23 protein-coding genes, 1 tRNA gene and 2 pseudogenes are annotated in these 23,097 nt (G+C 35.3%); 20 read left to right on the forward strand and 6 right to left on the reverse strand.

Features of this window, described 5'->3' with window-relative positions; translation table 11 throughout:
• Nucleotides 1-215 precede the first annotated feature (215 nt).
• Entirely contained in the window at nucleotides 216-419 is a 204-nt protein-coding gene (locus tag BFL01S_RS05820; protein WP_025911266.1) for a cold-shock protein, read from the forward strand.
• Nucleotides 420-515: 96 nt separating this feature from the next.
• Nucleotides 516-686 carry a hypothetical protein gene (locus tag BFL01S_RS20295; RefSeq protein ID WP_165932551.1) on the forward strand — a complete coding sequence of 57 codons (171 nt, stop codon included), beginning with the start codon at nucleotides 516-518 and terminating at the stop codon, nucleotides 684-686.
• Nucleotides 687-760: 74 nt separating this feature from the next.
• Here the strand turns inward: BFL01S_RS20295 and BFL01S_RS19890 are convergent.
• Nucleotides 761-1,006 (reverse strand): annotated as a pseudogene (locus BFL01S_RS19890) (immunity protein Imm33 domain-containing protein); the annotation flags it as partial.
• A gap of 2 nt (nucleotides 1,007-1,008) precedes the next feature.
• Nucleotides 1,009-2,481, reverse strand: a complete 1,473-nt coding sequence (locus BFL01S_RS05825) for a serine hydrolase (RefSeq protein ID WP_061785128.1) — start codon at nucleotides 2,479-2,481, stop codon at nucleotides 1,009-1,011.
• A gap of 609 nt (nucleotides 2,482-3,090) precedes the next feature.
• On the opposite strand from BFL01S_RS05825, the gene BFL01S_RS19895 reads away from it, so the two are divergent.
• From BFL01S_RS19895 to BFL01S_RS05835, 3 genes are all read left to right on the forward strand, one after another.
• Complete coding sequence (locus BFL01S_RS19895) at nucleotides 3,091-3,285, forward strand: hypothetical protein (protein WP_076513657.1); 195 nt, start codon at nucleotides 3,091-3,093, stop codon at nucleotides 3,283-3,285.
• 635 nt (nucleotides 3,286-3,920) lie between these two features.
• Nucleotides 3,921-5,681, forward strand: a complete 1,761-nt coding sequence (locus BFL01S_RS05830; RefSeq protein WP_061785129.1) for a T7SS effector LXG polymorphic toxin — start codon at nucleotides 3,921-3,923, stop codon at nucleotides 5,679-5,681.
• Nucleotides 5,682-5,684: 3 nt separating this feature from the next.
• Entirely contained in the window at nucleotides 5,685-6,119 is a 435-nt protein-coding gene (locus BFL01S_RS05835) for an SMI1/KNR4 family protein (protein ID WP_013083517.1), read from the forward strand.
• Between the two features lie 625 nt (nucleotides 6,120-6,744).
• Here the strand turns inward: BFL01S_RS05835 and BFL01S_RS21500 are convergent.
• Together BFL01S_RS21500 and gdhA are read right to left on the reverse strand one after the other, a co-directional pair.
• Entirely contained in the window at nucleotides 6,745-6,912 is a 168-nt protein-coding gene (locus BFL01S_RS21500) for a YesK family protein (protein ID WP_501193724.1), read from the reverse strand.
• 56 nt (nucleotides 6,913-6,968) lie between these two features.
• Nucleotides 6,969-8,351 carry an NADP-specific glutamate dehydrogenase gene (gene gdhA / locus BFL01S_RS05840; RefSeq protein WP_025911263.1) on the reverse strand — a complete coding sequence of 461 codons (1,383 nt, stop codon included), beginning with the start codon at nucleotides 8,349-8,351 and terminating at the stop codon, nucleotides 6,969-6,971.
• Between the two features lie 169 nt (nucleotides 8,352-8,520).
• On the opposite strand from gdhA, the gene gltC reads away from it, so the two are divergent.
• The 3 genes from gltC to BFL01S_RS05855 all read left to right on the forward strand — a co-directional run bounded on the left by gltC (nucleotide 8,521) and on the right by BFL01S_RS05855 (nucleotide 12,348).
• Entirely contained in the window at nucleotides 8,521-9,426 is a 906-nt protein-coding gene (gene gltC / locus BFL01S_RS05845) for a glutamate biosynthesis transcriptional regulator GltC (RefSeq protein ID WP_061785130.1), read from the forward strand.
• Nucleotides 9,427-10,755: 1,329 nt separating this feature from the next.
• Complete coding sequence (locus BFL01S_RS05850) at nucleotides 10,756-11,154, forward strand: DoxX family protein (protein WP_061785131.1); 399 nt, start codon at nucleotides 10,756-10,758, stop codon at nucleotides 11,152-11,154.
• A gap of 255 nt (nucleotides 11,155-11,409) precedes the next feature.
• Entirely contained in the window at nucleotides 11,410-12,348 is a 939-nt protein-coding gene (locus BFL01S_RS05855) for a ring-cleaving dioxygenase (RefSeq protein ID WP_025911258.1), read from the forward strand.
• 113 nt (nucleotides 12,349-12,461) lie between these two features.
• On the opposite strand, the gene BFL01S_RS05860 is transcribed toward BFL01S_RS05855, so the two are convergent.
• Nucleotides 12,462-12,533: transfer RNA gene (locus BFL01S_RS05860), tRNA-Ala, on the reverse strand.
• 221 nt (nucleotides 12,534-12,754) lie between these two features.
• Between BFL01S_RS05860 and BFL01S_RS05865 the strand changes: the two genes are divergently transcribed.
• From BFL01S_RS05865 to BFL01S_RS05905, 11 genes and pseudogenes are all read left to right on the forward strand, one after another.
• Nucleotides 12,755-14,143: a PepSY-associated TM helix domain-containing protein gene (locus tag BFL01S_RS05865; RefSeq protein WP_082802697.1), complete on the forward strand. Its 1,389-nt coding sequence runs from the start codon at nucleotides 12,755-12,757 to the stop codon at nucleotides 14,141-14,143.
• 102 nt (nucleotides 14,144-14,245) lie between these two features.
• Entirely contained in the window at nucleotides 14,246-15,388 is a 1,143-nt protein-coding gene (solA, locus tag BFL01S_RS05870; protein ID WP_268873882.1) for an N-methyl-L-tryptophan oxidase, read from the forward strand.
• Between the two features lie 53 nt (nucleotides 15,389-15,441).
• Nucleotides 15,442-16,365, forward strand: coding sequence for a DUF3231 family protein (locus BFL01S_RS05875; RefSeq protein WP_268873883.1), 924 nt, complete (start codon nucleotides 15,442-15,444; stop codon nucleotides 16,363-16,365).
• Between the two features lie 193 nt (nucleotides 16,366-16,558).
• The gene (locus BFL01S_RS21505; RefSeq protein WP_501193725.1) at nucleotides 16,559-16,726 is read left to right on the forward strand and encodes a hypothetical protein; all 168 of its coding nucleotides are present in this window, start codon (nucleotides 16,559-16,561) and stop codon (nucleotides 16,724-16,726) included.
• 244 nt (nucleotides 16,727-16,970) lie between these two features.
• Complete coding sequence (locus BFL01S_RS05880; protein WP_061785133.1) at nucleotides 16,971-17,327, forward strand: DoxX family protein; 357 nt, start codon at nucleotides 16,971-16,973, stop codon at nucleotides 17,325-17,327.
• A 360-nt stretch (nucleotides 17,328-17,687) separates the two neighbouring features.
• Nucleotides 17,688-17,831, forward strand: a pseudogene (locus tag BFL01S_RS19900) (DinB family protein); the annotation flags it as partial.
• Between the two features lie 216 nt (nucleotides 17,832-18,047).
• A complete protein-coding gene (locus BFL01S_RS05885) occupies nucleotides 18,048-19,160 on the forward strand; it encodes an MBL fold metallo-hydrolase (RefSeq protein WP_061785134.1) in 1,113 nt (370 codons plus the stop codon).
• Nucleotides 19,161-19,205: 45 nt separating this feature from the next.
• Nucleotides 19,206-19,625 (forward strand): hypothetical protein, encoded by a 420-nt coding sequence (locus BFL01S_RS05890; RefSeq protein ID WP_139109240.1) that lies wholly within the window; start codon nucleotides 19,206-19,208, stop codon nucleotides 19,623-19,625.
• A gap of 14 nt (nucleotides 19,626-19,639) precedes the next feature.
• Entirely contained in the window at nucleotides 19,640-20,119 is a 480-nt protein-coding gene (locus BFL01S_RS05895; protein WP_061785136.1) for a hypothetical protein, read from the forward strand.
• A gap of 78 nt (nucleotides 20,120-20,197) precedes the next feature.
• On the forward strand, nucleotides 20,198-20,908 hold the full coding sequence (locus BFL01S_RS05900) for a class I SAM-dependent methyltransferase (RefSeq protein WP_025910982.1): 711 nt from the start codon (nucleotides 20,198-20,200) through the stop codon (nucleotides 20,906-20,908).
• Nucleotides 20,909-20,978: 70 nt separating this feature from the next.
• Nucleotides 20,979-21,437 carry a hypothetical protein gene (locus BFL01S_RS05905; protein WP_061785137.1) on the forward strand — a complete coding sequence of 153 codons (459 nt, stop codon included), beginning with the start codon at nucleotides 20,979-20,981 and terminating at the stop codon, nucleotides 21,435-21,437.
• Here BFL01S_RS05905 and BFL01S_RS05910 read toward each other — a convergent pair.
• Nucleotides 21,332-22,213 (reverse strand): DMT family transporter, encoded by an 882-nt coding sequence (locus BFL01S_RS05910; protein ID WP_061785138.1) that lies wholly within the window; start codon nucleotides 22,211-22,213, stop codon nucleotides 21,332-21,334. The genes BFL01S_RS05905 and BFL01S_RS05910 overlap by 106 nt on opposite strands.
• 280 nt (nucleotides 22,214-22,493) lie before the next feature.
• Between BFL01S_RS05910 and BFL01S_RS20300 the strand changes: the two genes are divergently transcribed.
• Complete coding sequence (locus BFL01S_RS20300) at nucleotides 22,494-22,637, forward strand: hypothetical protein (RefSeq protein ID WP_156474900.1); 144 nt, start codon at nucleotides 22,494-22,496, stop codon at nucleotides 22,635-22,637.
• The last annotated feature ends 460 nt before the right edge of the window (nucleotides 22,638-23,097 follow it).

Below are 23,097 nucleotides of genomic sequence, written 5' to 3' on the forward strand. Positions count from 1 at the left end.
AAGATATCATCTTTTAGCGAATGTCATAGGGCTCTTTCTTCTTTTCTGCATTTGCTATAGTAACTTTTATATGATAAAATTAAGTTAATTATTTTTGTTCGGTATAGAATCAAGAGAAAAGAAATCTGTTCCATCGAAATTTCAATCTTAAGATAGTATGGTTGGACAAGGGTAGTAATACATATGTGGATTATTCCACAGCAGGAGGCAATATTATGGAACAAGGTACAGTAAAATGGTTTAATGCAGAGAAAGGTTTTGGCTTTATCGAAGTTGAAGGCGGCGAAGATGTATTCGTACATTTCAGCTCAATTCAAGGCGAAGGCTTCAAATCTTTAGACGAAGGTCAAAAAGTAACGTTTGACATCGAACAAGGTCCACGTGGTGCACAAGCTGCTAACGTTAACAAAGTAGCATAATTAAATTAAGTAAAAAAGACTCCACCTCGGAGTCTTTTTTACTTATGAATTCAAATAAACAACTTTATGATTTTAATCGAAGAAAGGGGAACGGTTATGGCTGAGAAAATGTTTAAGGATGGAGAAACCGTAAGCATAAAAGCATCAAACGAATCCGTGACAATTTTAAAAGGGCAGTATGTGAAAAACATGAAAAGATACTCTTATATCGTGGATAAATATCCAAGTACTTTTTTCTTTGAAGAAGAGTTAATAAAACAGAAATAAAAGCGGGCTTTATAAAAAGTTAACATAGACAATACGAACAGTAAAAAGGAGTGGAAACCGCTCCTTTTTAGTTTTTTATAAAAACGAACTTCATTATTTCTTTCATATACGCATAAGGGTGGTTGTTGGATAAAGTCCAAAATGGAATCATCGACATTCAAAATAACTCCGATAGAAACAATTTGAAAGTTTTCAGAGTCACTTAGATAATCGTCGTCTTCATATCCGCTCAATATAGACCAACCTAAGTCACTCTCATCATGTGGTTCATCCCTAAGCATAAAGTTGAACTCCTGTTTTTCTAGTACATCATCACTTAATTTTATGACGTTGTATCCGTATCGTCGAGTTTAGTAAATACAATTGGTTTTGCACTTAGCATTGGTGATAAGTTTAATTTTAACTGCGATAGCTTTCCTTCGGTTTCCATTTCATATGCAATTAATAAATTCATTTCTGAATAAGAAATATCCCACTTTACGGTGAACATATTGTAATGATGATGTTTCATCTCCGTATGAAGGGATCCCCATTTTAAATGTAACAGGTCATTTTGTATATCAACTTCAATTTTCCCATATGCAGGGTGCTCAAATATTCCTGTATACTCTTTTAATTCATGTGTAGGGCTTGTTTCTTTTACTTGTGGAAAAGGTTTATCTAACTCTTTCATTATTTCTTTAAACTTAGCTGTATCTTCCGCAGATCTTTTATGCCAGTCGATTGCATCTAGCTCCAGAATCTCATCATAAATTTGATTTGCAAGGTAAGTTGGGAGTAGAGTCGTTCCAGCGTTTGTCAGAATAACAAGGCCGATATTTTCTTCTGGTATAAAAGAGACGAGTGCTGAAAACCCATCAATGTTCCCCCCGTGATGAATGACTTTGTAACCGCGATACGCACTAATAAACCACCCAAGTCCGTAGCAAGTGAGCGCTGTTTCAGACGTAGATAGCAGCGGATCATCAGGAATTGGAATATGCGGTTCATACATTTGCTGCAGTAAATTTGGTGTAATAAGTTCATGCTCTCCAGCTTTTCCTTGATTTAAATGAAATAAAATCCACTTAGCCATATCTTCTATCGTTGAGTTTATGCATCCCGCAGCACCAACCGTATCAATGTTACGCAACGGAATTTTAACGGTATCTTTATCTTTTTCAATGTATGGAAGTGCGTGGTTATCATTTTCTTGTGAAGTAGTAACTGAGAAATTTGTATTTTCCATATGAAGAGGTTGCAAAATATGCTCACTTACATACTGCTCCCATGTTTGGTTCGTGATTTTTTCTACCATATAGCTCATAGTTACATACATTAAATTATTATATAGAAAAGATGTGCGAAATGGTGCATCAAGCTCTAAGTGCTTAATTTTCTCCATAATTTCTTTTCGCGTGAATGAAGATTGATACCATAATAACTCATGACGACTTACCCCAGAACGATGGGAAGCTAAATCACGAGCTGTAGTTTGTGAGCTTATCAGAGGGTCATGGAGTGAAAAAGTTGGAAGATACGTTTGAACAGGTTCATCCCAGTCAAACTTTCGTTGTTGAGCAAGTAAACTTAGAGAAAGTGTACCAAAAGCTTTTGTAGATGAGCCGATTGCAAACAGCGTGCTAGGTGTAACAGGTTTTTTATTTTCAACGTCACGGTATCCAAATCCTTCAGAAAGAACAATTTCTCCATCTTTTACGATTGCGACTGCTGCTCCTGATACATTTAGCTCTTTCATCATTTCTTTTGTACAATTACGCAGGTGATCTGTAAGAGAGGACTTTATTTTTTGCATAAGGCTTTTCTCCTTTACCATTTTTTTCTACAAATAGGTTACTTCGAGGTAAAGAAGGGAAATACCTTCTTGTTAACAAAGATGTCATAATTTCCAATGTTCTTATTAATTAGTAGATTAATAATTTTGATAAAAAAGATAAGACAAAACAATTTAATTGGTTTTATGGTTCCGGTACAAAAATTAACTTAGTATAAGTATACTATCAGAAAGAAACTTTTCACTAATCTCTTACGAATTGAACAAATAGAAATTTCATTTGCTCCAACAAAAAAGCACACCCAGCATTCCAAATACAAAATATTCTCCTATTAAATTAACATTTAGAGAACAATAAACGTATTAGTTATTAATTGACTTGCACAAATGTTATACGTTACTATTGAAGAAACTTAATACTCCAAAGGGGAGTAGCTGTACAACACAGTCGTCATTACGAAACAGTCAGTTTCCGGCTTTGTTGGCAATCTTAATTGTTAGCAAGACCTTTGCCTACGCTTTTAGTTAGGTAAAGTGTGTCTTTATAAATTAAACGCTTTTATCTACTAAAGAGATAAAAGCGTTTTTTTATTTTTATCGATTAAAAATGAGTATGAGGAGTGACTATTTATGTTTAAGAAGCTGTTTAATTCATTAACGAATAATAAGCATTACAGCAGCAGTGATTATAAGAGAAGAAAGTCGAAATCTTTCAAGAGCTATAGTAGTAGTGACGATTATAGAAGAAGTCGCGATCGTCATGATAGTTATGGTCACCACCACTATAAAAGAAAACGGAAGAGTGGTAGTTTCTTTAGTAGCTGAGTAGAAGGATGGGTACTAATAAGCAGTATAAAAATAATGCTAAAAAAACAAAAAAGGAGAAGTCTTTTTTATAGAAGGCTTCTCTTTTTTTGTGGTGGATTGTATGAAGGTTGGATTTCTGACCGCTATGCTGCCAGCGTGGAAAATGAAATTTCCTGCAGTTTTCTACTATGTTCAGAAATACCTCTATATCACGGATTCAAGGGGGTTTAAAAATTTAAATGAACTATAGTTTCCCTTTATTTTCTATAGTGTATGACCAAAATATGACCAGAGTGTGACCAACATTTTTTGGGTGAATGTAGCTTTTCTTTTGTAGAATGATAGGACTTTGAGATGTGATAGTATGCTGTAAGTTACCTTTCCACTTAGGTGGAATTACAAGAGGGCAATTAGGAATAATGTAGTCTGACCATGAAGCATAGTGTTTTTATACGTGATATAAACTAGAAATAAATATTTGTGCCTATGACTATTATCTTTTATTTTGAAGTTATATCCTTTTTAATGAATCAACAAGCTTATAAAAGGGATTATTATCCTATTTAGATAGTGGATTAGCAGTTTTATAATGGATAATAGAGGGAAATATCAAACCAGAGATATATTAATCATAAAATAAAAGAGGGTATGTAATGGGAAAAGTATATGAAGCCAGTACGCTTTTAGCTTATGCAAAAGACAGGGTGCAGGCGTACAAAGCATTTGATGAACAGCTAGATGCATTAAAAAAAGCCCTTCATGCCGTGGCTACACTAGATCATGAATTTCAAGGGAAAGGTGCCGATAGTATAAAAGGTTTTTATACATCACAAATAGATATGGTTACGCATTGGAAAAGCCTTGTATCGTCACATGAATCCTATTTTAATAGTATTGCAGATTATGCGGAACAAGCTAAATTAAAAGGTGATACGGTTGTAGACGTATCGTTTTTAGAGCAAGAGCTGGCTGTTGCTAATGATCGCTCTAAGCAAATGGTCGAACAGCAGCAAACTGAACTTGAAGCAATTTTAAGCAATATTGAAGATATTATACATATTACACCGTTTTCCACAGAGGCCTTTGAAGATGAGTTAAGCGTTGCTGAGAAAAAAAGAACAGAAACTATTACGGCAGTAGAAGAACTAGATAATAAACTTTCAAGTGAATATGAAATGTTAAATTCTTTCTATGAATCCGTTCAATTTAGTGTAAATGGTTTGGAACAGCTGACTTCTCAAGGCGGCAGCGCTTATCAGCTCACTTTTGATGCGAAAGCTTACAAAAATAGCGAAGCATACCAAACACCTAAAGTGTTTAAAGTGCTTGAACAAACAGAAAAAGGATTGTATGGACTTGTCTTAACAAATTGCATGTATGAGTATACAATGGGGAAGGACTTACTAGGAAATAAGCTTACTAAAGAAGAGCAGCAGGCTAGTTTGTTTCAATCCTTTGGAATTGCGGCAGGCGGTTTACTTGCTTCAAAAGCATCCATTCAGCTTGTCGAAAAAGGTGCACAGGCAGTCACGAAAAAGTTCAATGATATGCGCAACGTAGTTCGTACAAGTAAAGTGACTCAATATGGAAAAGACATTCAGCAGGCGATGCGAAAAATGCCAGCAGCTGGTATTGATAAAGCCAAAAAGATGTATGATGCGGTATTAGATGCAAAAGTACCAAGGTTCTTACCGCAGGAAGCGTCAGTGGGTGTGAGTGTAGGCTTTGCGCAGCAAACTGTGCGGGATGTGTTGAAGAGTACGGCTAAAGATACGATGAATTTTATGGGGAAAGACTACTTTGACGGAAAACGTTGGCATGATGCTAGGGGAAGGTTTATAAAGAAGAAGGATCCCAACCATGTTAGTAAGATGGAAAATAGCCAGGTTGAATCTTTAAAAGAAGATTCAAAAATTGATAAAACAACACATTCGATTTCGGTAGTAGAAAATAATACTAACAGATATAGCGGTACTGGAGTCAAAATTAATTCTGACTTAATAAAGAGATATATTAAAGATGTTGAAATGAGAACATCGAGAAAACTGTCAAAAAACCAAATAGAGAAGCTTAAAGAAGCGTTAAGAAATAAGGAATATCAAAAACTTTCTCCTATAGAAACCCGGAAGCATCGACGGGCATTTAATAAAATTAAAGACAAGCTCATTGAGGAATGGGAGATAAAAACGGGACAAAAATGGCCCACTTACAGTGAAGATATTATTTCAGAGAATACAGGTGAACCAGTTAGAAGAAAAGGCGATAAATATGATGCACATCATATAATTGAAAATAGCTTTCGGGGAGAACATGAATGGTGGAATATACACCCTGCAAAATTTCCAAATGAGCATCAGTCTGGTATACATGGTACGGGATCACCGGCTAATGAATTATTTAAAGGAGATAATTAAATTATGAGATACGATTTTGTTAAGAATCAAAAAGATAATCAATTTTATCCTGTAAGTAGAAATGATATTGAAGAGGTAGAAGGAACATTAGGGTTAAAGTTCCCTTTTGAATTAAAGAAGTTTCTTTTAGAGATTGGTTATGGCTTCCTTCAAAGATCAGAATATAATATCAATCGTATTATGGGGCCTTCTTCCATCAGAGATGCTAGATTAAAAGTTAATGATTTTGAATTTTATCCTGATATAGAAGTTTACGAAGATCTTGAAGAGGATAAATTAATATTTTTTGAAGCTAATGAAAGCGCGTTGCTACTAATAGAAATAAGTGAAGAGCAAAATAATGCTATTTATTATGATGATATAAAAATCGCAGATTCCTTAGAAGAATTTTTAAAGAAAATCATGGAAGATGATAAGTATTATATTGATTTAGAATAATACGATACTTATTTAATATTAAAGGCTTTATTTATATTAAACAATGAACAATAGATAAAATAAAGAACCCAACAAATAAAAAAATTAGCGAAAATAATAAATACTTATTCAAATTATAATAGAAAATTGGTTTATTTAAAGAGTGTATTAGACAAGTAGAACATTAATTTTCATTATTGGATAAGACTGTAACAAAATTTCTATATTGTATACTTCATATATCTTTAGTTAACATAATGTCTCTTTCCGGAACCAAGCAAGCAAAAGAACCCTTGCGGCAGTAGGGTTCAGCTAAGGGTTCCTTTGCTTGAGTATGCATCTTTTTATACACCGTTGATATGACTACGTTTTTTGGGTAGTTGAAAGAAGCGAGAATGTATAAAAAGAGCTCCTTTTATACATATGCTCGCATGAGAAAATATAGTATTTTCAGCAAAAATCTGTTATTATATGTCTGCACATGCATTTTATAGTAAAAAGCCACCTGTCCTGCAAATACTGGGTGGCTTTTTATTTTGTTAACGATAATATTTACTGAATTTTCTTTTTACAGATTCAGTTATAGATACAGTTAGTAGGGAGATAAGTGATGAAGTAAAAGCAGTAAAGCTAATTGTCCCTGCTCTCATACCCATCCTCCAATAAGGAAATTGACGATAACACCATCCACACTAATCACTCCTATACTTAAAGGCGTTATATACTTAATAGTAGGTTTTTTTCTACTGAGTGCACATGAGAGTACAATTAAACTAGCAATCATAATTGTAGAAACTAGCTGTAAGTCACCCATTATTAACAGCCTTTAAATTCAAGATATCCATACTAGTATATTCTCCTAATGAAGTATCAAATAACACCTTGCTCAATCATAGCATCAGCAACTTTTATAAACCCGGCAATGTTTGCACCTACGACAAGATTACCAGGAGCGTTGTATTCTTGAGCAGCTTTCTTGCTATTTTGGTATATGCTTTTCATAATCGCATGTAATTTGCTATCGACTTCTTCAAAAGTCCAAGAAAGCCTAGTGCTATTTTGAGCCATTTCTAATGCTGATACAGAAACACCACCAGCATTTGCCGCTTTAGCAGGGGCAAATAAAATATTGTTCTCTAAGAAAATCTCGACAGCTTCTAATGTAGATGGCATATTTGCACCTTCACCAATTGCTTTTACTCCATTGGAAAGTAATAATTCTGCAGAGTTTTGATCGATTTCATTTTGAGTAGCACATGGTAAAGCAATATCACATGGTACTGTCCAAATTCCATTAGAACTTTCCACATAAATCGCTTCAGGATGATCAGCTACATAAGTACTTATACGTTTCTTTTCTATTTCCTTAATGCGTTTAATTGTCTCTAAGTTAAGACCATTTTTGTCATAGATATAACCATTCGAATCGCTGCAAGCAACCACTTTAGCCCCTAGCTGCATCGCTTTTTCAATTGCATAGATTGAGACATTTCCTGACCCCGACACAACAACTGTACTGCCTTCAAAGCTAAGATTCTTATCTTTTAACATTTCTTCAACAAAGTAAACTGTTCCGTATCCAGTGGCTTCTTTACGAGCTAAACTTCCACCATAACTAAGGCCTTTTCCTGTTAGAACGCCTGCTTCAAAGGTGCTACGCATTTTTTTATATTGCCCAAACAAAAAGCCAATTTCTTTACTTCCTACACCAATGTCACCTGCAGGAACATCCGTATCAGGTCCGATATATTTGCTAAGTTCTAGCATAAAGCTTTGACAAAAACGCATTATTTCTCCATCTGATTTTCCTTTAGGATCAAAATCAGCACCTCCTTTACCGCCACCAATTGGTTGACCAGTTAAAGAGTTTTTAAAAATTTGCTCAAATCCTAAAAATTTAATAATACTTGCGTTGACGGATGGATGAAATCTTAACCCACCCTTATATGGACCAAGTGCGCTGCTATATTGGACGCGAAACCCTCGATTTACTCTAACATTTCCGTGATCATCGACCCACGGTACACGAAAAGTGATGACTCTCTCAGGTTCAACGATTCTCTCCAAAATAGCTTGGTTAATATACTGAGGATTTTTAACGAGAACAGGTATTAAAGAATCGAATACTTCTTTGACCGCCTGATGAAACTCACTTTCATTTGGATTTCGTTTTTTAACTGTTTCAAATACTTGATTAACATAATTTTGTACGCTTTCTGTATACGTCGATTGATTTTTTTCAATTGTTATCATACTTATCCGTCTCCTATTTATTAATTTATAATGAAAATTTAAAAAATTTTTCGTAATTTTTTAGAGTTGTTAGTATAAAATATTTTATAATTGAAATAATGATCGAATCAATATAAAGAAACGATAATATCAATGCTTTTTATGCATTAACTAATAAGGAGGATATAAAATGGACTTTAGACAAATCCGTTATTTCATGGAGGTGGCTACACGCGAACACGTAACTGAAGCCGCCCACTCTTTACATGTAGCACAATCCTCGGTAAGTCGACAAATAGTAAATTTAGAAAATGAATTAGAAGTTGATTTGTTTATCAGAGAAGGAAGGAGGGTACATTTAACGCCAATTGGAAAAATATTTTTTGAACGAATGAAACATGCCATGAATGTGATAGACGATGCGAGACGTGAGGTTAAGGAATATTTAGATCCTGAAAAAGGAACAATACGCATTACTTTTCCGATAAGTTTAGCAGCGTATACATTACCAACTGTAATCTATGCATTTAGATTGCGCTATCCGGAAGCAAAATTTCAGTTGAAACAAGCGCTTTACCAGGAATTAATTGAAGGTGTGATTAAAGGAGATTTTAATCTTGGTCTGATAGGTCCACTTCCTCTCAAAGAAAAAAAACTTGAACAAAAAGTTTTATTTACGGAAAATATTGTGGTTCTTTTGCCAATTCACCACCGCCTTGCAAAAGAATCCTCCGTAAAACTTCAAGAACTAATAGACGAACCGTTTGTTTTATTACCTGAGGGTTTTGTCTTTCGAGATATTGTTGTAAATGCTTGTCAGAATCTTGGCTTCACACCAAATGTTGCCTTTGAGGGGGATGATATCGATGCGTTGAAAGGGTTAGTTTCTGCTGGTTTAGGTGTAACACTCATGCCAGAAGTCACGCTAGTCGATAGCTTGCCACGCTCAACAGTTAAAATACCATTGGTTGAACCAAATGTAACAAGGACTGTAGGGGTTATTACCCCAAAGGAACGGTCACTACTTCCAACGGAAAAGTTATTTTATGATTTTCTTCAGGAATTTTTCGCTAGATTAGATGATTTTAAGAGCTAATTTATACTTAAGAAAAAGCACGTAACCAGTATAGAAAAGTAATATATTACATCTTTAGTTACCATAATATTCTTTCTGGAATCCAAACCAAAAAGAATCCCTTAAAAAGAAGGGTTAAGATCATGAATTATGCAGCTTTTATACATATGCTTGTTTTATATAATAAATCGCTTTCATGAAGAAAATATGTTATATTTAACTTACTAACACACACATTTCATATCTAGTTTTATAAAAAGCTGCCTCTCCTGACGCTCCGAGGCAGCTTTTTATTTTGTTAATGGTAATAAATATTTTAACATCTTGTAATAGATCTAAATATTTTGTCCGCGAAAGTATACTTTTACGGACAGTTCTTTTATATAAGAAATTTATTATTTTCGTCGTTCGTTTAAGTTAAAAAATAAATTACGAACGACCTTTTAAAGTCATATACGTCGTTTACGGACGGTTTTTGATTGACAAGAGGAAGAGAAACACAAAAGGAGTGTAAAAATAGAAAAACTCGTCAACAAGAGGTTTTTATTTATCAAGACAAAAACTTCCTTTTTCTATAGATAAAAGTATATCTAATAAAATATTCTTGTCATATCTCATAATAAACTTTATAAAAGCACTAATAAAAAATACATAGTATGTTATAAGCTTACAGTGTACAACGTACAACGCTGCCAGCATAAAGATTACTTAAACAGATGATTTGTTGTTGAAAATTACCAATCACTTTGATTATCAATTACTCAACAAACTATTGATATGTAGTATTAATTACATAAAAAATAAACGTTTATTTCTTTAGCTTTATGAGCAGCGACATTTAAACGAAATAGTTTTAGATGTCTATCTATAACTTACGATCAATATCACCTTTAATTAAGGAAAGCTGTTCTTGTTCTATTCTACATATTTCAAGAATTTCGTGACGTCCGTTTTCTGGCACTATACAACAGGGAGCATAGAAGGAAATATAAGCAATAAAAAGTGGTGAATCATAGCTTTATTAAGGTATTCTCATCATAAATAAAAATTTATATTGACAATGAAATGATATTCGTTTTATAATTATCTCGAATTAAAGATATTTTAATTAAAGATAAATTCAATTAAAATTAGAAGTAGAAAGTGATGATATTGAATAAAAGTTTAGCAGAAACCGTTTTTAACCTTTCAGAAAGCTTCTAAATTTAAAATCAAAAAGTTATTGAAGATTTCTTTATAGCTTTGGGTGATGAAGAAAAAAGCTGTCATTAGAATTTTAGGCAAAATACAGTATTGCTAACTATAATCATCAAAGTTAATAAAATGATAAAAAAATAGGAGGAATTAAAAATGATTAGTATTGGTTTATTATTAATTCGTTTAGTAATTGGATTGTCATTTATGGCCCATGGAGCTCAGAAATTATTCGGATGGTTTGGTGGTCATGGATTAAAAGGAACAGGAGGGTGGTTTGAGTCCATTGGAATGAAACCAGGTGTTAGAATGGCCTTGATAGCTGGGTTATCAGAACTTGTAGGTGGTGCTTTATTTGCTGTAGGATTTCTTACACCTCTTGCGGCTCTTATGATTGCTGGAACAATGTTTATAGCTATTATTAAAGTACACGGTCCAAACGGCTACTGGGCAACACAAAATGGTTATGAATATAACCTTACATTATTAGTTGTTGCTATTAGTATTGCTATAATCGGTCCAGGATACTACGCAATCGACGCCCTTATCTTCTAAAAGGAAAAATGGTGAAATAAAGAATAATTTATTAAAAGTAGTTAGATACGTATACTTTGTTACTCTAGAAGTTAAACATATGAATTTTTGTATAATATCTCGAATTCGAGATATTATTGGTTCAATCATTTGAATTTGTTAAAGGGATATCTTTTATATAGCGTACCTAGGTAAATTTGATTAGATTGAATATTCCATTGCTTTATGAAGGACAATTAAAATAATTATTAAAATATGATAAGGGAGAGATAAAGAATGACAAAAAAAACTACAGGAATCCATCATATTACAGCGATTGTAGGTCATCCACAGGAAAATGTTGATTTTTATGCTGGTGTATTAGGTTTACGCTTAGTCAAACAAACAGTCAATTTTGATGATCCGGGTACGTATCATCTTTACTTTGGTGATGAAGCTGGAAAGCCAGGAACAATTATTACCTTTTTCCCGTGGGCAGGAGCACGCCAAGGAGTAATAGGTGATGGTCAAGTAGGTGTAACTTCATACGTAGTGCCAAAGGGCGCCATGGATTTTTGGGAGCAGAGATTATCAAAATTTAATATTCCGATAACAAAGATGGAACGATTCGGAGAACAATATTTAGAATTTGACGATCCCCATGGTTTACATTTAGAAATTGTTGAAAGAGAAGCTGGTGAAAAAAACACGTGGCAATTTGGTGAGGTTACACCTGAAGTAGCAATTAAAGGCTTTGGGGGAGCAACATTATTATCTGCTCGTCCTGAAGAAACAGCCAAGTTATTAGAGGATGTTATGGGTCTTGAAAAAGTAGGTGAGGAAGGAGATTTCATTCGTTTTCAATCATCTGCTGATATCGGAAATATCATTGATTTAAAGCTAACGCCAATCGGTCGTGGACAAATGGGTGTTGGAACCGTTCACCATATTGCATGGCGTGCTGAAAACGATGAGGACCAGTTAGAATGGCAAAAACACGTAGCTAGTAATGGATATGGAGTCACAGCTGTACGAGATCGAAACTATTTTAATGCTATTTACTTTAAAGAACATGGAGAAATTCTATTTGAAATTGCCACAGATCCACCAGGTTTTGCACATGATGAGTCACAAGAAACAATGGGAGAAAAGTTAATGCTGCCTAAGCAGTATGAAACTCATCGAGCTCAGCTTGAAAGAGAATTGCTTCCTTTTGAAGTGAGAGAACTAGACTAAATTCGAGTCTGAGTGCTTATTTTGCTTTCAATTCATCAATCTAATCTATTTCAACTAAGAAAAAAATGATAAGAAAAGAGAGGTCTTTCTATAGAAAGACCTCTCTTTTCTTATGGAGCGTAGGGGATTCGAACCCCTGACCCCTTCGCTGCCAGCGAAGTATTCTCCCGCTGAACTAACGCCCCGATATGTAAGTTCTCTTTTATTTTATAAATCTCTATAACGTCTGTCAATTCGTTTTTTGTATATTTTCGAAATAAAGCAACAATTTTTTTAGGTTTCATTTTTTCCACACATTTATTTAGTATAACTAAAGGTGAATAAGTAATGATATCAATATTGTAAGCGTTAACTTATTGCGTTCATTACTTAATTTGTATAGATCTGATACTAGGGGGAGCATTGGGTGGAAGCAGTTAAATTAACACCAAAACCAAAAAGACAAAGAGAGGTACACAAAAAGAAAACCTCAGCCGCTATTTATCAAACAGTGTGGAGGTGGCATTTTTATGCAGGACTTATTTTTGCACCATTTTTAATCATATTAGCGTTTAGCGGTGCGGTGTATTTATTTAAGCCACAAATTGAGTCAGTTCTTTATCACGACCTGTATTACGTAGAAGAAAAAGGAGATATACTACCTTCAACAAAACAAATAGATGAGGTCCAAAAAGCGTATCCAGAAACAGCTATTACTTCAATAAAATATTATGATGATCCACTTCGTACAGCTGAGATTGGGATTATGACAAATGGAGAGATGTCTTCAGCATTTATAAATCCGTACACTGGAGAAGTAGCTGGAACTCTCTCAGATGACGAGAAATTCACGACTATTTTCAAAAAGATTCATAGTGAATTGCTCATTGGCGGAACGCTTGCCAATCGACTTGTAGAGCTAGCTGCCTGCTGGGCTGTTATTCTATTAATTACGGGTCTGTACATATGGTGGCCAAGAAATAAAGCGTCGATATGGGGAACAGTTTTGCCAAGGTTTAACCGAAAAGGAAGAATATTTTGGCGAGATATGCACGCTGTTCCTGCATTTTGGCTATCGTTATTTATGTTAATTTTAATTCTAACAGGACTTCCTTGGTCAGGAGTGATGGGAGAGCAAATTAATCGACTTGCTACGTATTCAAACACGGGCTACCCACCATTTTCACATAGCTTTGGTGAAAAGCCTGAATCAATTGTTAAAACAAAAGACGTAGCAGAGGATATACCGTGGGCTGCAGAAAACATTCCAGTTCCCAATTCATCTGTTCCTGGCTACGTGCCGCTTTCTCTTGAGAAAGTGACTGATATAGCACAAGCTGAAAAAATTCAAAAGCCATATACAATTTCAATGCCTCAAGGTGAAAAAGGTGTTTATACCATTTCAACATCTCATACTAAGCCCGGCGATAATGCAACTCTTCACGTTGATCAATATTCAGGTGCTATTTTAAGCGATGTTCGCTTTGATGATTACGGTATTATGGGAAAAGGAATTACAATGGGAGTTGCGCTTCATGAAGGAAGGCTATTTGGCGTAGCAAATCAAATTCTCGGCCTCATTACGTGTCTTGGATTAATTGGTTTAATTGTTAGTTCGTATGTTATGTGGCGTAAGCGAAAACCTCAAGAAAGTTCCGGAGCACCACCTAAGTCAAAGGACTCCAAAGTGACAAGAGTTGTTTTCTTTATCATGCTTGGACTCGGGATCGTCATGCCACTTGTTGGAATTTCAATTATTGCGGTATATTTGTTGGATAGGTTTGTATTTTCAAAGATACCCTCTGTTCAAAATTAAGTGCGTAACTTTTCGCTGCTTGCCTTGTTTCATGGCAAGCAGTTTTATTATACGTAATAACCTTCAAATATGTTAAAATAGTAAAAATATTCATTCGAAAACTTGGAGGCTATTATGAAATACGACGTAATTGTAGTTGGAGCCGGCTCAATGGGAATGGCAGCCGGTTATTTTTTAGCAAAAAAAGGGCAAAGAGTTTTACTTATTGATGCCTTTGATCCACCCCATGCGAGCGGAAGCCATCACGGCGAGACGCGCATTATTCGCTATGCATACGGAGAAGGAGAAGAGTACGTACCGCTTGCACTCCGAGCAAAAGAGCTGTGGGAAGAGCTAGAAAAAGAAAGTGGACGATCGTTCTTTTTAAAAACGGGAGTACTGAGCGTAGGAGAAGAGACCTCATCGTTTATTCAAACCGTCATTTCAAGTGCAAAAACATATAGTCTACCACTTGAAGTGTTAAACGCAGTTGAAATACATACGCGATTTCCTGGAATCACTGTTCCGGATTCGTTCATTGGCTGTTTTGAACCAACCTCAGGCGTTTTAAAATGTGAAGATGCTATTCGCACTTACAAAGAGTTTGCGTTAAAATACGGAGCTGAGCTGTTAACTAATCATCCTGTGAAAGGTATCAAAGTAACAGAAGATAGCGTAAAGGTGCATACAGGTGACAACGTATATGAAGGTAAACGTTTGGTTCTTTCTGCCGGAGCCTGGTCCAAAGAGCTGTTAGCTAAGCTAGGACTCAATCTTCCTGCAACACCTATCCGCAAGACCTTTGCGTGGTTTGAAGCAGATGAAAAATTTTACGGAGAAGGGAAATTCCCTGCGTTTTCATTTGATACAAAAAGTGGGATGTACTATGGGTTTCCAAGCATTGACGGAGCGGGTTTAAAACTAGGCCGTCATGATGGCATTCAGCAAGCCCAAAATCCAAATGAAGAGATGGCGCCTTTTAACGATGGAGATCGTGCAGAACTGGAAAACTTACTTCGTAGCTATATGCCGCAAGTAGGAAAGCTGAAGTTCGGCAAAACGTGTATGTACACGATGACACCAGATGAAAACTTTATTATTGATACGCACCCATTGTATAAAAACGTTGTGTTCGCAGCAGGGTTTTCAGGGCACGGATTTAAATTAAGCAGCGCTGTTGGTGAAGTAATAAGTGATCTTTTGACTACAGGTAAAGCACCGTATGACTTATCATTATTCTCAGCAAGTAGATGGGAGGTAGAATAATGAAATTTTCAATTGTAGACGTATTTTCGCAAGGAAAGTATACGGGAAACTAGCTGGCTGTTTTTAAAGAGGCAGGACATTTATCAACAGAAGAGATGCAAAAAATTGCCAAGGAAATTAATTTCTCTGAAACAACGTTTATTCTATCAAATGAGCCTACTGAAAAAGGGTATCCTGTCCGTATTTTCACACCAGGATTTACTGAAAAAGATGTAAATGTAGATGCTCCTCCTCTGTTTACAGATGTTTTTTGGTTAGGCTACATGCATGAGATGACAATGCACGGGTTAGCTGGATATAGTATATCTTTTAGTGTGTCGACCAGAAAAGATATACGAGATCACTATTTCCAATGCAACATTGATGCTATGGGGATTTATAATAAGTCGATTGAAATTCTTTTATCCAAAGGTATTTATCAACGATCTCCCTATTTTTCTACATCTCAAAGGAGTCAATCAGTTACAGAGATAGGATATGTTATGGATTTATTCGGAGATAAAAGACCTTTAAATTCAATGGAAGCGGGAAACATTTTTTTTAATCTAAAAAAGAGTATTGCGGCTAAGGCTCTCGTCATTGGATTTAAACAAGTAATTAAAGATAAAGACATTCATAAATTTATGGATAATTGTTTACGTACAGTTAATAAAAATATAAATATTTTCTCTTCTATCCTTCAGTATGAAAACCTTAAACCTCCCCAATTATTAGACAATGAAATTACAAATTCTGATGTAGCTCCTTTTTCAGATAAATTAATGGTGTTTCATACTGGATTTTTATTTAATTTAGCCGCCACGTATTATGCTGCAGCTATGGTAACAAGTATGAGGATAGATGTAGCTGGACATTGTGATGCTTCTATTTTTCGGGATTTGAAAACGATCTCATCTTTTGGGAGAATTATGATTAAAAAAGGGTGGATAGAAAAACTACCAGAGGCGGATGATCGTAAAGAGTTACCTGATAATTAATGAAAGTTTTTACTTTTTTATAAATGTTTAAGATGGGATAGCGTCAGAAAAGTGCGGATTTACAACCTTAAGGAAATCCAAGTATAAGAAAGCCTACTATCTCGATGTTTCAAGTGAAATAATAGGCTTTAGTTACCTCAAAGCTTAACTATAGAAGTAGAACGAAAAACACAGACTTTTAACCGATGAAATAATCCAAGAATATGAATGTTTTTTAGAAAGAGTTAACTCACAACCTGAACATACGCCAATGGCAGTAAGTTGGTTAGAAAAAATATTCCCTAAGAAAAAGGTAGGAAGTATTATCGTTTCAGCTGTTAACTGTGTGTGTGTTTTTTACAAACTTGATTATAGTCAATAAAAGAAAACATAAAGTAAAATTTATCTAGTTGTCAGCTTATATAGCAGAAAATCTATTTAAAAAGACCAAGCCCTCATACACATTGTTCTAACAATTTAGTCATATAATGCAACTAAGAAGATTTACTTTTACAAGTAGCTTCTGTCTTTATTCTTACTTTATAGGATCTGATGCTTACTACGCTGAAAAACTCTTTTCAAAAAGTTTTAGGCTTTGACTTAAAATGGAGAAGGAGTGAGTGGTTATGCTATCAACGGTACTGCAGTTTATTTTAGGAATTGGTTTTTTATTCTTTGGTTTCATGAAGTTTTACTCGCAGGACATGGTGAGTGAGTTTGAGCGGTATGGCTTTTCGAGTGGGTTCCGAAAATTCACAGGATTTGTAGAAGTAGTTGGAGCTATTGTCATCGTGTGGGGAGTTTGGTATGAAAGTCTTTCCGCAATCGGTGCGTTTGTATTGGGAGTGACGATGCTGGGTGCAATCTATACGCATTTAGTTCGTGCAAAAGATTCGTTTTCAAAAGCGGTTGTTCCTATTATTCTCTTGGCACTAGCTGTGGTAGTGTCTGTATTAAATTTTGACTCCATACCGTTTTTATAAATGTTAATATGCAGTTTTAGCCGCGAGTTTCGACTAGCGGCTTTTTTTATTCTCTATTCTGCTTTTCAAGCAATTCAATCATTCTATCATTTTGTTTTACTGTTTTTCGCAGGTTTGATTCTATTGAAAATAAAGTGACCATAATTGCAAGAAACCCAAATATTAAAAAAATCATAGTGCTTTACATCTCCTATACAACATGTTATCAAAGAAAATAATAACTATATAATAACATATTTTCTATATTTTACATATATGTATTGCTATCTCGATAGGCCTTTTTAATTATTTCCAATTAGTGTATAGTTAAGGATAAATTATACAATTAATTAAAGAGGTGAGGTCCTTATGAATCAGCTAGAATACGAGTGGGTAAAGAAAACACCTCGCCAACTACTAATTCATTCCATCACTCATGAATTTCATCATAAAGGACAAATTGTGATTATGCTACGGCTGCTGGGTTACACCCCTGAAAATACGGATATTTTGGTGTTAGAGTAAAATCAGGTGGTTGCTTGTTATTCCGCTCGTTTTATTCGGTTGGCTCCTCACTGGTTTAACTGTAAACTCATTTGGAAACATAGGCAATATATTGTTGAAAAACAAAGCCATATGTAAATTTCTTCTTGTTACAAGGAAGATAAATTGCTTCTTCATTAATATTCCATCTATAATAGGTTCACAACCTATTTGGTTTACTAATGGAGGCAAACAACCATGGCGTACGTATTATTATTTCTAATTTTATTAATCGTTGGTATTGTGCTGTTTATTAATGTCCATCCAACGTTTGGGGCAAACCCAACCAAATTACAAAAAGAAGCCTATGAACGGTTTCCTCATTATGAAAATGGCAAGTTTAAAAACATGGTGCCTACTAACATGAAAATGAGCGCAGCTGACATTCTGTCTTTTATCAAAGATTCTATGAACAAAGAGCAGGAACGGAGTCCAAGAAACCAGCTTTCTATGAACAAGATTGACTGGGAAAAGGTGAAAAGTAGGGAAGATAGTCTTACTTGGTTTGGACATTCCGCATTTTTACTAAGCATTGACAATAAAAAACTACTTATTGACCCAATGCTTGGTCCTACAGCTTCGCCTGTATCCTTCATTGGGAGCAAGCGCTACAGCCAAGATATTTTACATATCATTGATGAAATGCCACCGATTGATGCAGTTTTATTCACGCATGATCATTATGATCACCTTGATTATTCGTCGATTAAAAAGCTTAAGTGCAAGGTAAACCACTTTTTTGTGCCGCTTGGTGTAGGCGCTCACTTAATGAGATGGGGCGTTTCTTCACACAACATTACTGAGCTGAACTGGTGGGACGAGGTAGAATTAAGAGGTATAACACTAGCTTTTACTCCTTCTAAGCATTTCTCTGGAAGAGGCGTATTGAACCGTGATTCCACACTTTGGGGTGGCTGGGTTATCCTTGGTGAAAACACGCGCTTTTATACAAGCGGGGACGGTGGATACGATGCTCATTTTAAAGAAGTAGGAGATAAATACGGTCCGTTTACCTTAACGCTGATGGAAGGCGGACAGTATGATGCGCGCTGGTCGTGGGTTCACATGAGACCAGAAGAGTCGGTGCAAGCGCATCTTGATGTAAAAGGTGAAACGATGATGCTCATTCACTGGGGAGCCTTTACACTTGCGTATCACAGCTGGACAGATCCAATAGAACGAGCGATTCAAAAAGCAAAAGAAGAAGGCGTGAACTTACTTATTCCAGAGCTCGGAGAAACGGTTTTGCTGCATGGTGAAAAAGCAAGCGGTGTTAACGAGTGGTGGACAAATGAAAGTAAAGAAGCATAAATGAAATGCCCCTAACAAAAGGGGCATTTTCTAATGGAGGAGACAATGAAGCCAAATTATAAAGAGTTAGGACATGCGGATATTTTAGGACCAAAGTTAAAGGAGCTAGTTGAGCAGCAGCTCCTTGAAGATTTAAAATTTTATGGTATTAATGGAGAGAAATTTAAGTTTGACAGGTCGGAAAGTTGTATTGAAGGGCATGACGAAGAGTACTTAGACGGAACAGTGGAAAACTTTTCAGGTATTAACTTATTTAATGAGCAAGATGAACATCAATTAGAAGGCTGGATGGAATTTATTTATGAGCGGGAACATCACTTTTTCATCGCATACTGGGAGTTTTTACACGATATATCTGCTACTAAACGATACCTCAAAGATATGCCTGGAATTCCTGATCACGTGTTTAGTAGAATTCCAGAAGCGGTGCGCAGCCGTTATAAAAGGCAACGGTTAAATCAATAAAAGGAGTATTCTTTATGAAAACAGAAGAGCAATTTTCAGCCGAAAAAGTACTAAAGTATTTGTTGATTGGTAGCCAAGTAGATGGTGTGAAGTTTGGGTCTGACAGTGGAACAACGATTCTAAACTTTAGCAACTACAGGAGAAAAGAAGACAGTGACTTTGTTTTATCAATTGAAACTGCCTGGACTTTATACCCCAAACCAACTGATTATCCATCGTGCGAGGAGGAAGTGCCTAACTTAACAGAGAAAGAACAGTTTCAGCATATTTGGAGCATGCGTAGGGAAAAGGTAGTGAAAGTTGAATTAGGGAATCAATCGCCACATCTTATTATTCACTTAGAATCCAACAAAGTGCTGTTTGTGAACGGCCGCGACCCTAATTATGAATGCTGGCAGCTTGAAGAAGAATGGATGAGCGGCGACTGGCTTGTGGTAGCTGCGCCTGGTGATGAGGTTGCGGTTTGGTGTCTAGATGGGTTTGAAGTCTTTTAATCTTGAAAACACTAAAGATAAAGGATAAAATTAACACTGTAATATTTTGCTATATTAGCTGAGGAGAGATGAGACGAGATGAGTAAAGAAACGTTCTATGAACAGGTAGGAGTTGCTATGACGTGCAGATCCTACGAAGAGTACGAAAAAATGTTTGTGTTAGATGATAATCTGTTAAGAAAAGGGCCAATTCTAGATGTTGCAGCGGGTGCTTCTTCTTTTAGTGCCAGCGCCAACGAACAGAGCTATGATGCTTTTGCTGTTGATCCGCTGTATAACTTAGAATTTGAAGACATGATGTGTAAAGGTCAAAAGGAAATGCAAGAGGCAAGTGATAAGCTAGAGAGAAGTCGTTCAAACTTCTCTTGGGAATCTTATGGAAGCTTAGCGGAGCATATACAGATTAGAAAACAATCTTTTGATGTTTTTCTAACCCATTATCAAGAAAAAGAAGTCAATAAACGATTTGTATGTGGAGCCTTACCGAATCTACCCTTTAACAATGAAACTTTTTCTCTAGTTTTATGTAATCATTTTTTATTTTTATATGAAGAGCAATTTGATTTTAACTTTCATTTGCAAGCCATTCATGAGCTAATTCGAGTCACTAAAAAGGGTGGAGAAATAAGGATTTATCCTCTAGTAAACTTTAAAGGAGAGAGGTTTCCTTTTTTAAATGAGCTAATAGAAACTTTAAGCGACGAGAATTTATCTGTAAAAATAATTAGTACACCGTTTCGATTCGTTCCTACAGCAACCGAAGTGTTAACTATTAAGAAAGCAGATTAAAAATCGAAACCTTTCTTCTCATGGGGAAGGGTTTTTTTATGTGGATTTCATTAATAAGGGGGACTGTTACTTGAACAACAAATATAAGCTTTTACTACTCGCTGCTCTGGTAATTACAATCTCTTGGGCCACGGTACATTTTTTTAACCATGACAAGCGTGCAGCTAAAGATTTTGCTGAAGAATTTTACGCCATTCCGCTCCCACCTAAAACAAAAGTTATTGATCAAGATTTTAATTATGGTGTTTATTATGGAGGGGGGCCTTGGGGAAGTGGCGGACGACCAACCGTGGTTGCGTATAAAAAGCTGTCTTCTGAACTAAGTGAAAAAGATTTGGTTGATCATTATACTAGTAACCCACCACTAGAAGGTGTAGAGATTTACTTTAAATGGGATGAAAAAGATACAACAACCGCTGTTATTTATTCGTTATTTCTCTGCTGTATTAAAAATAATGCTAGACCGATTAAGATGAGTGCAATCCCCATACCTTGTTGCAAAGAAATGACCTCACCTAAAATGAAATAAGCGAGTATACAAGTTCCAATTGTCTCTCCTAATATACTCATTGAAATAATGGAAGTACTTAGCCATTTCAGCAACCAATTGAAAATTGTTTGCCCTAAAATTGTTGCAACAAAAGCTAATCCAATAAAGGACCACCATGTTTGTACGGAATAATTGAAGAAGGGTGTTTGCTGAGTGAAGACAAAAACACCTAAAAGTACCGTACTGCTCCCATAACTAATAACTGAATATGGGATAAGAGATAGACTTTTACGAACATGCTGGCCAATGAAGAAGTAAGCTGTTATGATGCCTGCCGCAATAAAAGCGAGTATATCCCCAAATAATGCCTGACCACTAATCTGAAAATCTTGCCATCCAATGACAATGCTTCCGGAAATCGCTACTAGACAGCCTATTATCGCTCCTTTACTGAATCGCTCTTTAAATAGAAAATAGCCACCAACCACTGAAAAAAGTGGTTGTAATGTAACGATAACCGTGGAGCTTGCTACAGACGTATAATTTAATGATTCAAACCACAATACATAATGCGCTGCTAGAAATATGCCTGACAATAACCCGAGTCCCCATTGTTTTTTTGACAGCAAACGTAATTCTTTTCGATTATTTTGATTAACTAATAAAAATGGTAAAAGCATTACTGTCGCAAAAAGTAACCGATAGAATGCCGTAATTGCTGCAGGTGCATCTGCTACTTTTACAAAGATGGCTGAAGTAGATAAAGCAAATACACCAAAAAATAAAATGATGTAACCAACAAGTGGTGATTTCAACTTTGTTTCCCCCTAGGTGTTCGTTTACAAAAATAAAAAAATTTTATTATAATGTACAAACGTAAGTATAAAATACTTATGTAATCGATAAAAGCATTAATTTAAGATGTTCATTATGTCAGCACAAATGGAGTTAAATACACATTATTGTAGAAAGGATTTTTACTATTAACAATCATCGTCTCGGGCACACTGTATTAAATTATCAGTAGATCCAATGCTTATAATGTGAGGTCGTGTTTTTCAACAGCTAATGATAAGACAGAGAGCATGATGACTAATGATGAAGTCAACAAAGCAAAGCTTATCAAAAGCAGGCCGTACGTTTTGTTGTTTAGCAAGTAATTCACCTTTTTTAACGGATTTAGAAGATGATGAAGTTTTTATTATGGGTTTGAAACGGTTACTAAGATTGAAATCATAAATGATAGTAAAGAAAGTAAAGCGATTCGATTATGTATAGACCAAGATAAAGATCGTTTTCTAATGATTATGGAAATAAGATTTAAACCTAAATTTAAAGTCAGAATAAATGAAGTGTTTGACGGGTAGAAACAGTTGTGAAAATAAAAGGCCTGGTTTAGAAAAAATGAAGTAAAAATGATTTCATTAATGTAGAAAATCACACATTTATTACAAACAAATGATATAATTGTAATAAATGGAAAATGGTGAAGTGATATGCTTAGTTTATTTATTGGAGGATTTCTATTGCTAGCAGGTGGCTATTTCGTGTTAAAATTTTTTGGTGCTTCTCCTTCAACCAAAAACAGAGACGATCATAATGTTTCAAATCCAATGGATGAGAGTGTAGTTCCCCTAACTCAACAAATAATTTTCAATAAATTTCTGCATCATCATAATGTATAGGATGTAAAAAAAGT

It is taken from the genome of Priestia flexa NBRC 15715 (assembly GCF_001591565.1).
GTDB lineage: Bacteria > Bacillota > Bacilli > Bacillales > Bacillaceae_H > Priestia > Priestia flexa.

Excerpts from the sequence above, each read along its gene's own strand:
- BFL01S_RS05895 (WP_061785136.1), top strand. The coding sequence starts at position 19,640 with ATGAAAACAGAAGAGCAATTTTCAGCCGAAAAAGTACTAAAGTATTTG.
- BFL01S_RS05900 (WP_025910982.1), top strand. The coding sequence starts at position 20,198 with ATGAGTAAAGAAACGTTCTATGAACAGGTAGGAGTTGCTATGACGTGC.
- BFL01S_RS05880 (WP_061785133.1), top strand. The coding sequence starts at position 16,971 with ATGCTATCAACGGTACTGCAGTTTATTTTAGGAATTGGTTTTTTATTC.
- BFL01S_RS05850 (WP_061785131.1), top strand. The coding sequence starts at position 10,756 with ATGATTAGTATTGGTTTATTATTAATTCGTTTAGTAATTGGATTGTCA.
- BFL01S_RS05820 (WP_025911266.1), top strand. The coding sequence starts at position 216 with ATGGAACAAGGTACAGTAAAATGGTTTAATGCAGAGAAAGGTTTTGGC.
- BFL01S_RS05885 (WP_061785134.1), top strand. The coding sequence starts at position 18,048 with ATGGCGTACGTATTATTATTTCTAATTTTATTAATCGTTGGTATTGTG.
- BFL01S_RS19895 (WP_076513657.1), top strand. The coding sequence starts at position 3,091 with ATGTTTAAGAAGCTGTTTAATTCATTAACGAATAATAAGCATTACAGC.
- BFL01S_RS20300 (WP_156474900.1), top strand. The coding sequence starts at position 22,494 with ATGATGAAGTCAACAAAGCAAAGCTTATCAAAAGCAGGCCGTACGTTT.
- BFL01S_RS05825 (WP_061785128.1), bottom strand. The coding sequence starts at position 2,481 with ATGCAAAAAATAAAGTCCTCTCTTACAGATCACCTGCGTAATTGTACA.
- BFL01S_RS21500 (WP_501193724.1), bottom strand. The coding sequence starts at position 6,912 with ATGGGTGACTTACAGCTAGTTTCTACAATTATGATTGCTAGTTTAATT.
- gdhA (WP_025911263.1), bottom strand. The coding sequence starts at position 8,351 with ATGATAACAATTGAAAAAAATCAATCGACGTATACAGAAAGCGTACAA.
- BFL01S_RS05835 (WP_013083517.1), top strand. The coding sequence starts at position 5,685 with ATGAGATACGATTTTGTTAAGAATCAAAAAGATAATCAATTTTATCCT.
- BFL01S_RS05855 (WP_025911258.1), top strand. The coding sequence starts at position 11,410 with ATGACAAAAAAAACTACAGGAATCCATCATATTACAGCGATTGTAGGT.
- BFL01S_RS20295 (WP_165932551.1), top strand. The coding sequence starts at position 516 with ATGGCTGAGAAAATGTTTAAGGATGGAGAAACCGTAAGCATAAAAGCA.
- BFL01S_RS05830 (WP_061785129.1), top strand. The coding sequence starts at position 3,921 with ATGGGAAAAGTATATGAAGCCAGTACGCTTTTAGCTTATGCAAAAGAC.
- gltC (WP_061785130.1), top strand. The coding sequence starts at position 8,521 with ATGGACTTTAGACAAATCCGTTATTTCATGGAGGTGGCTACACGCGAA.
- BFL01S_RS05890 (WP_139109240.1), top strand. The coding sequence starts at position 19,206 with ATGAAGCCAAATTATAAAGAGTTAGGACATGCGGATATTTTAGGACCA.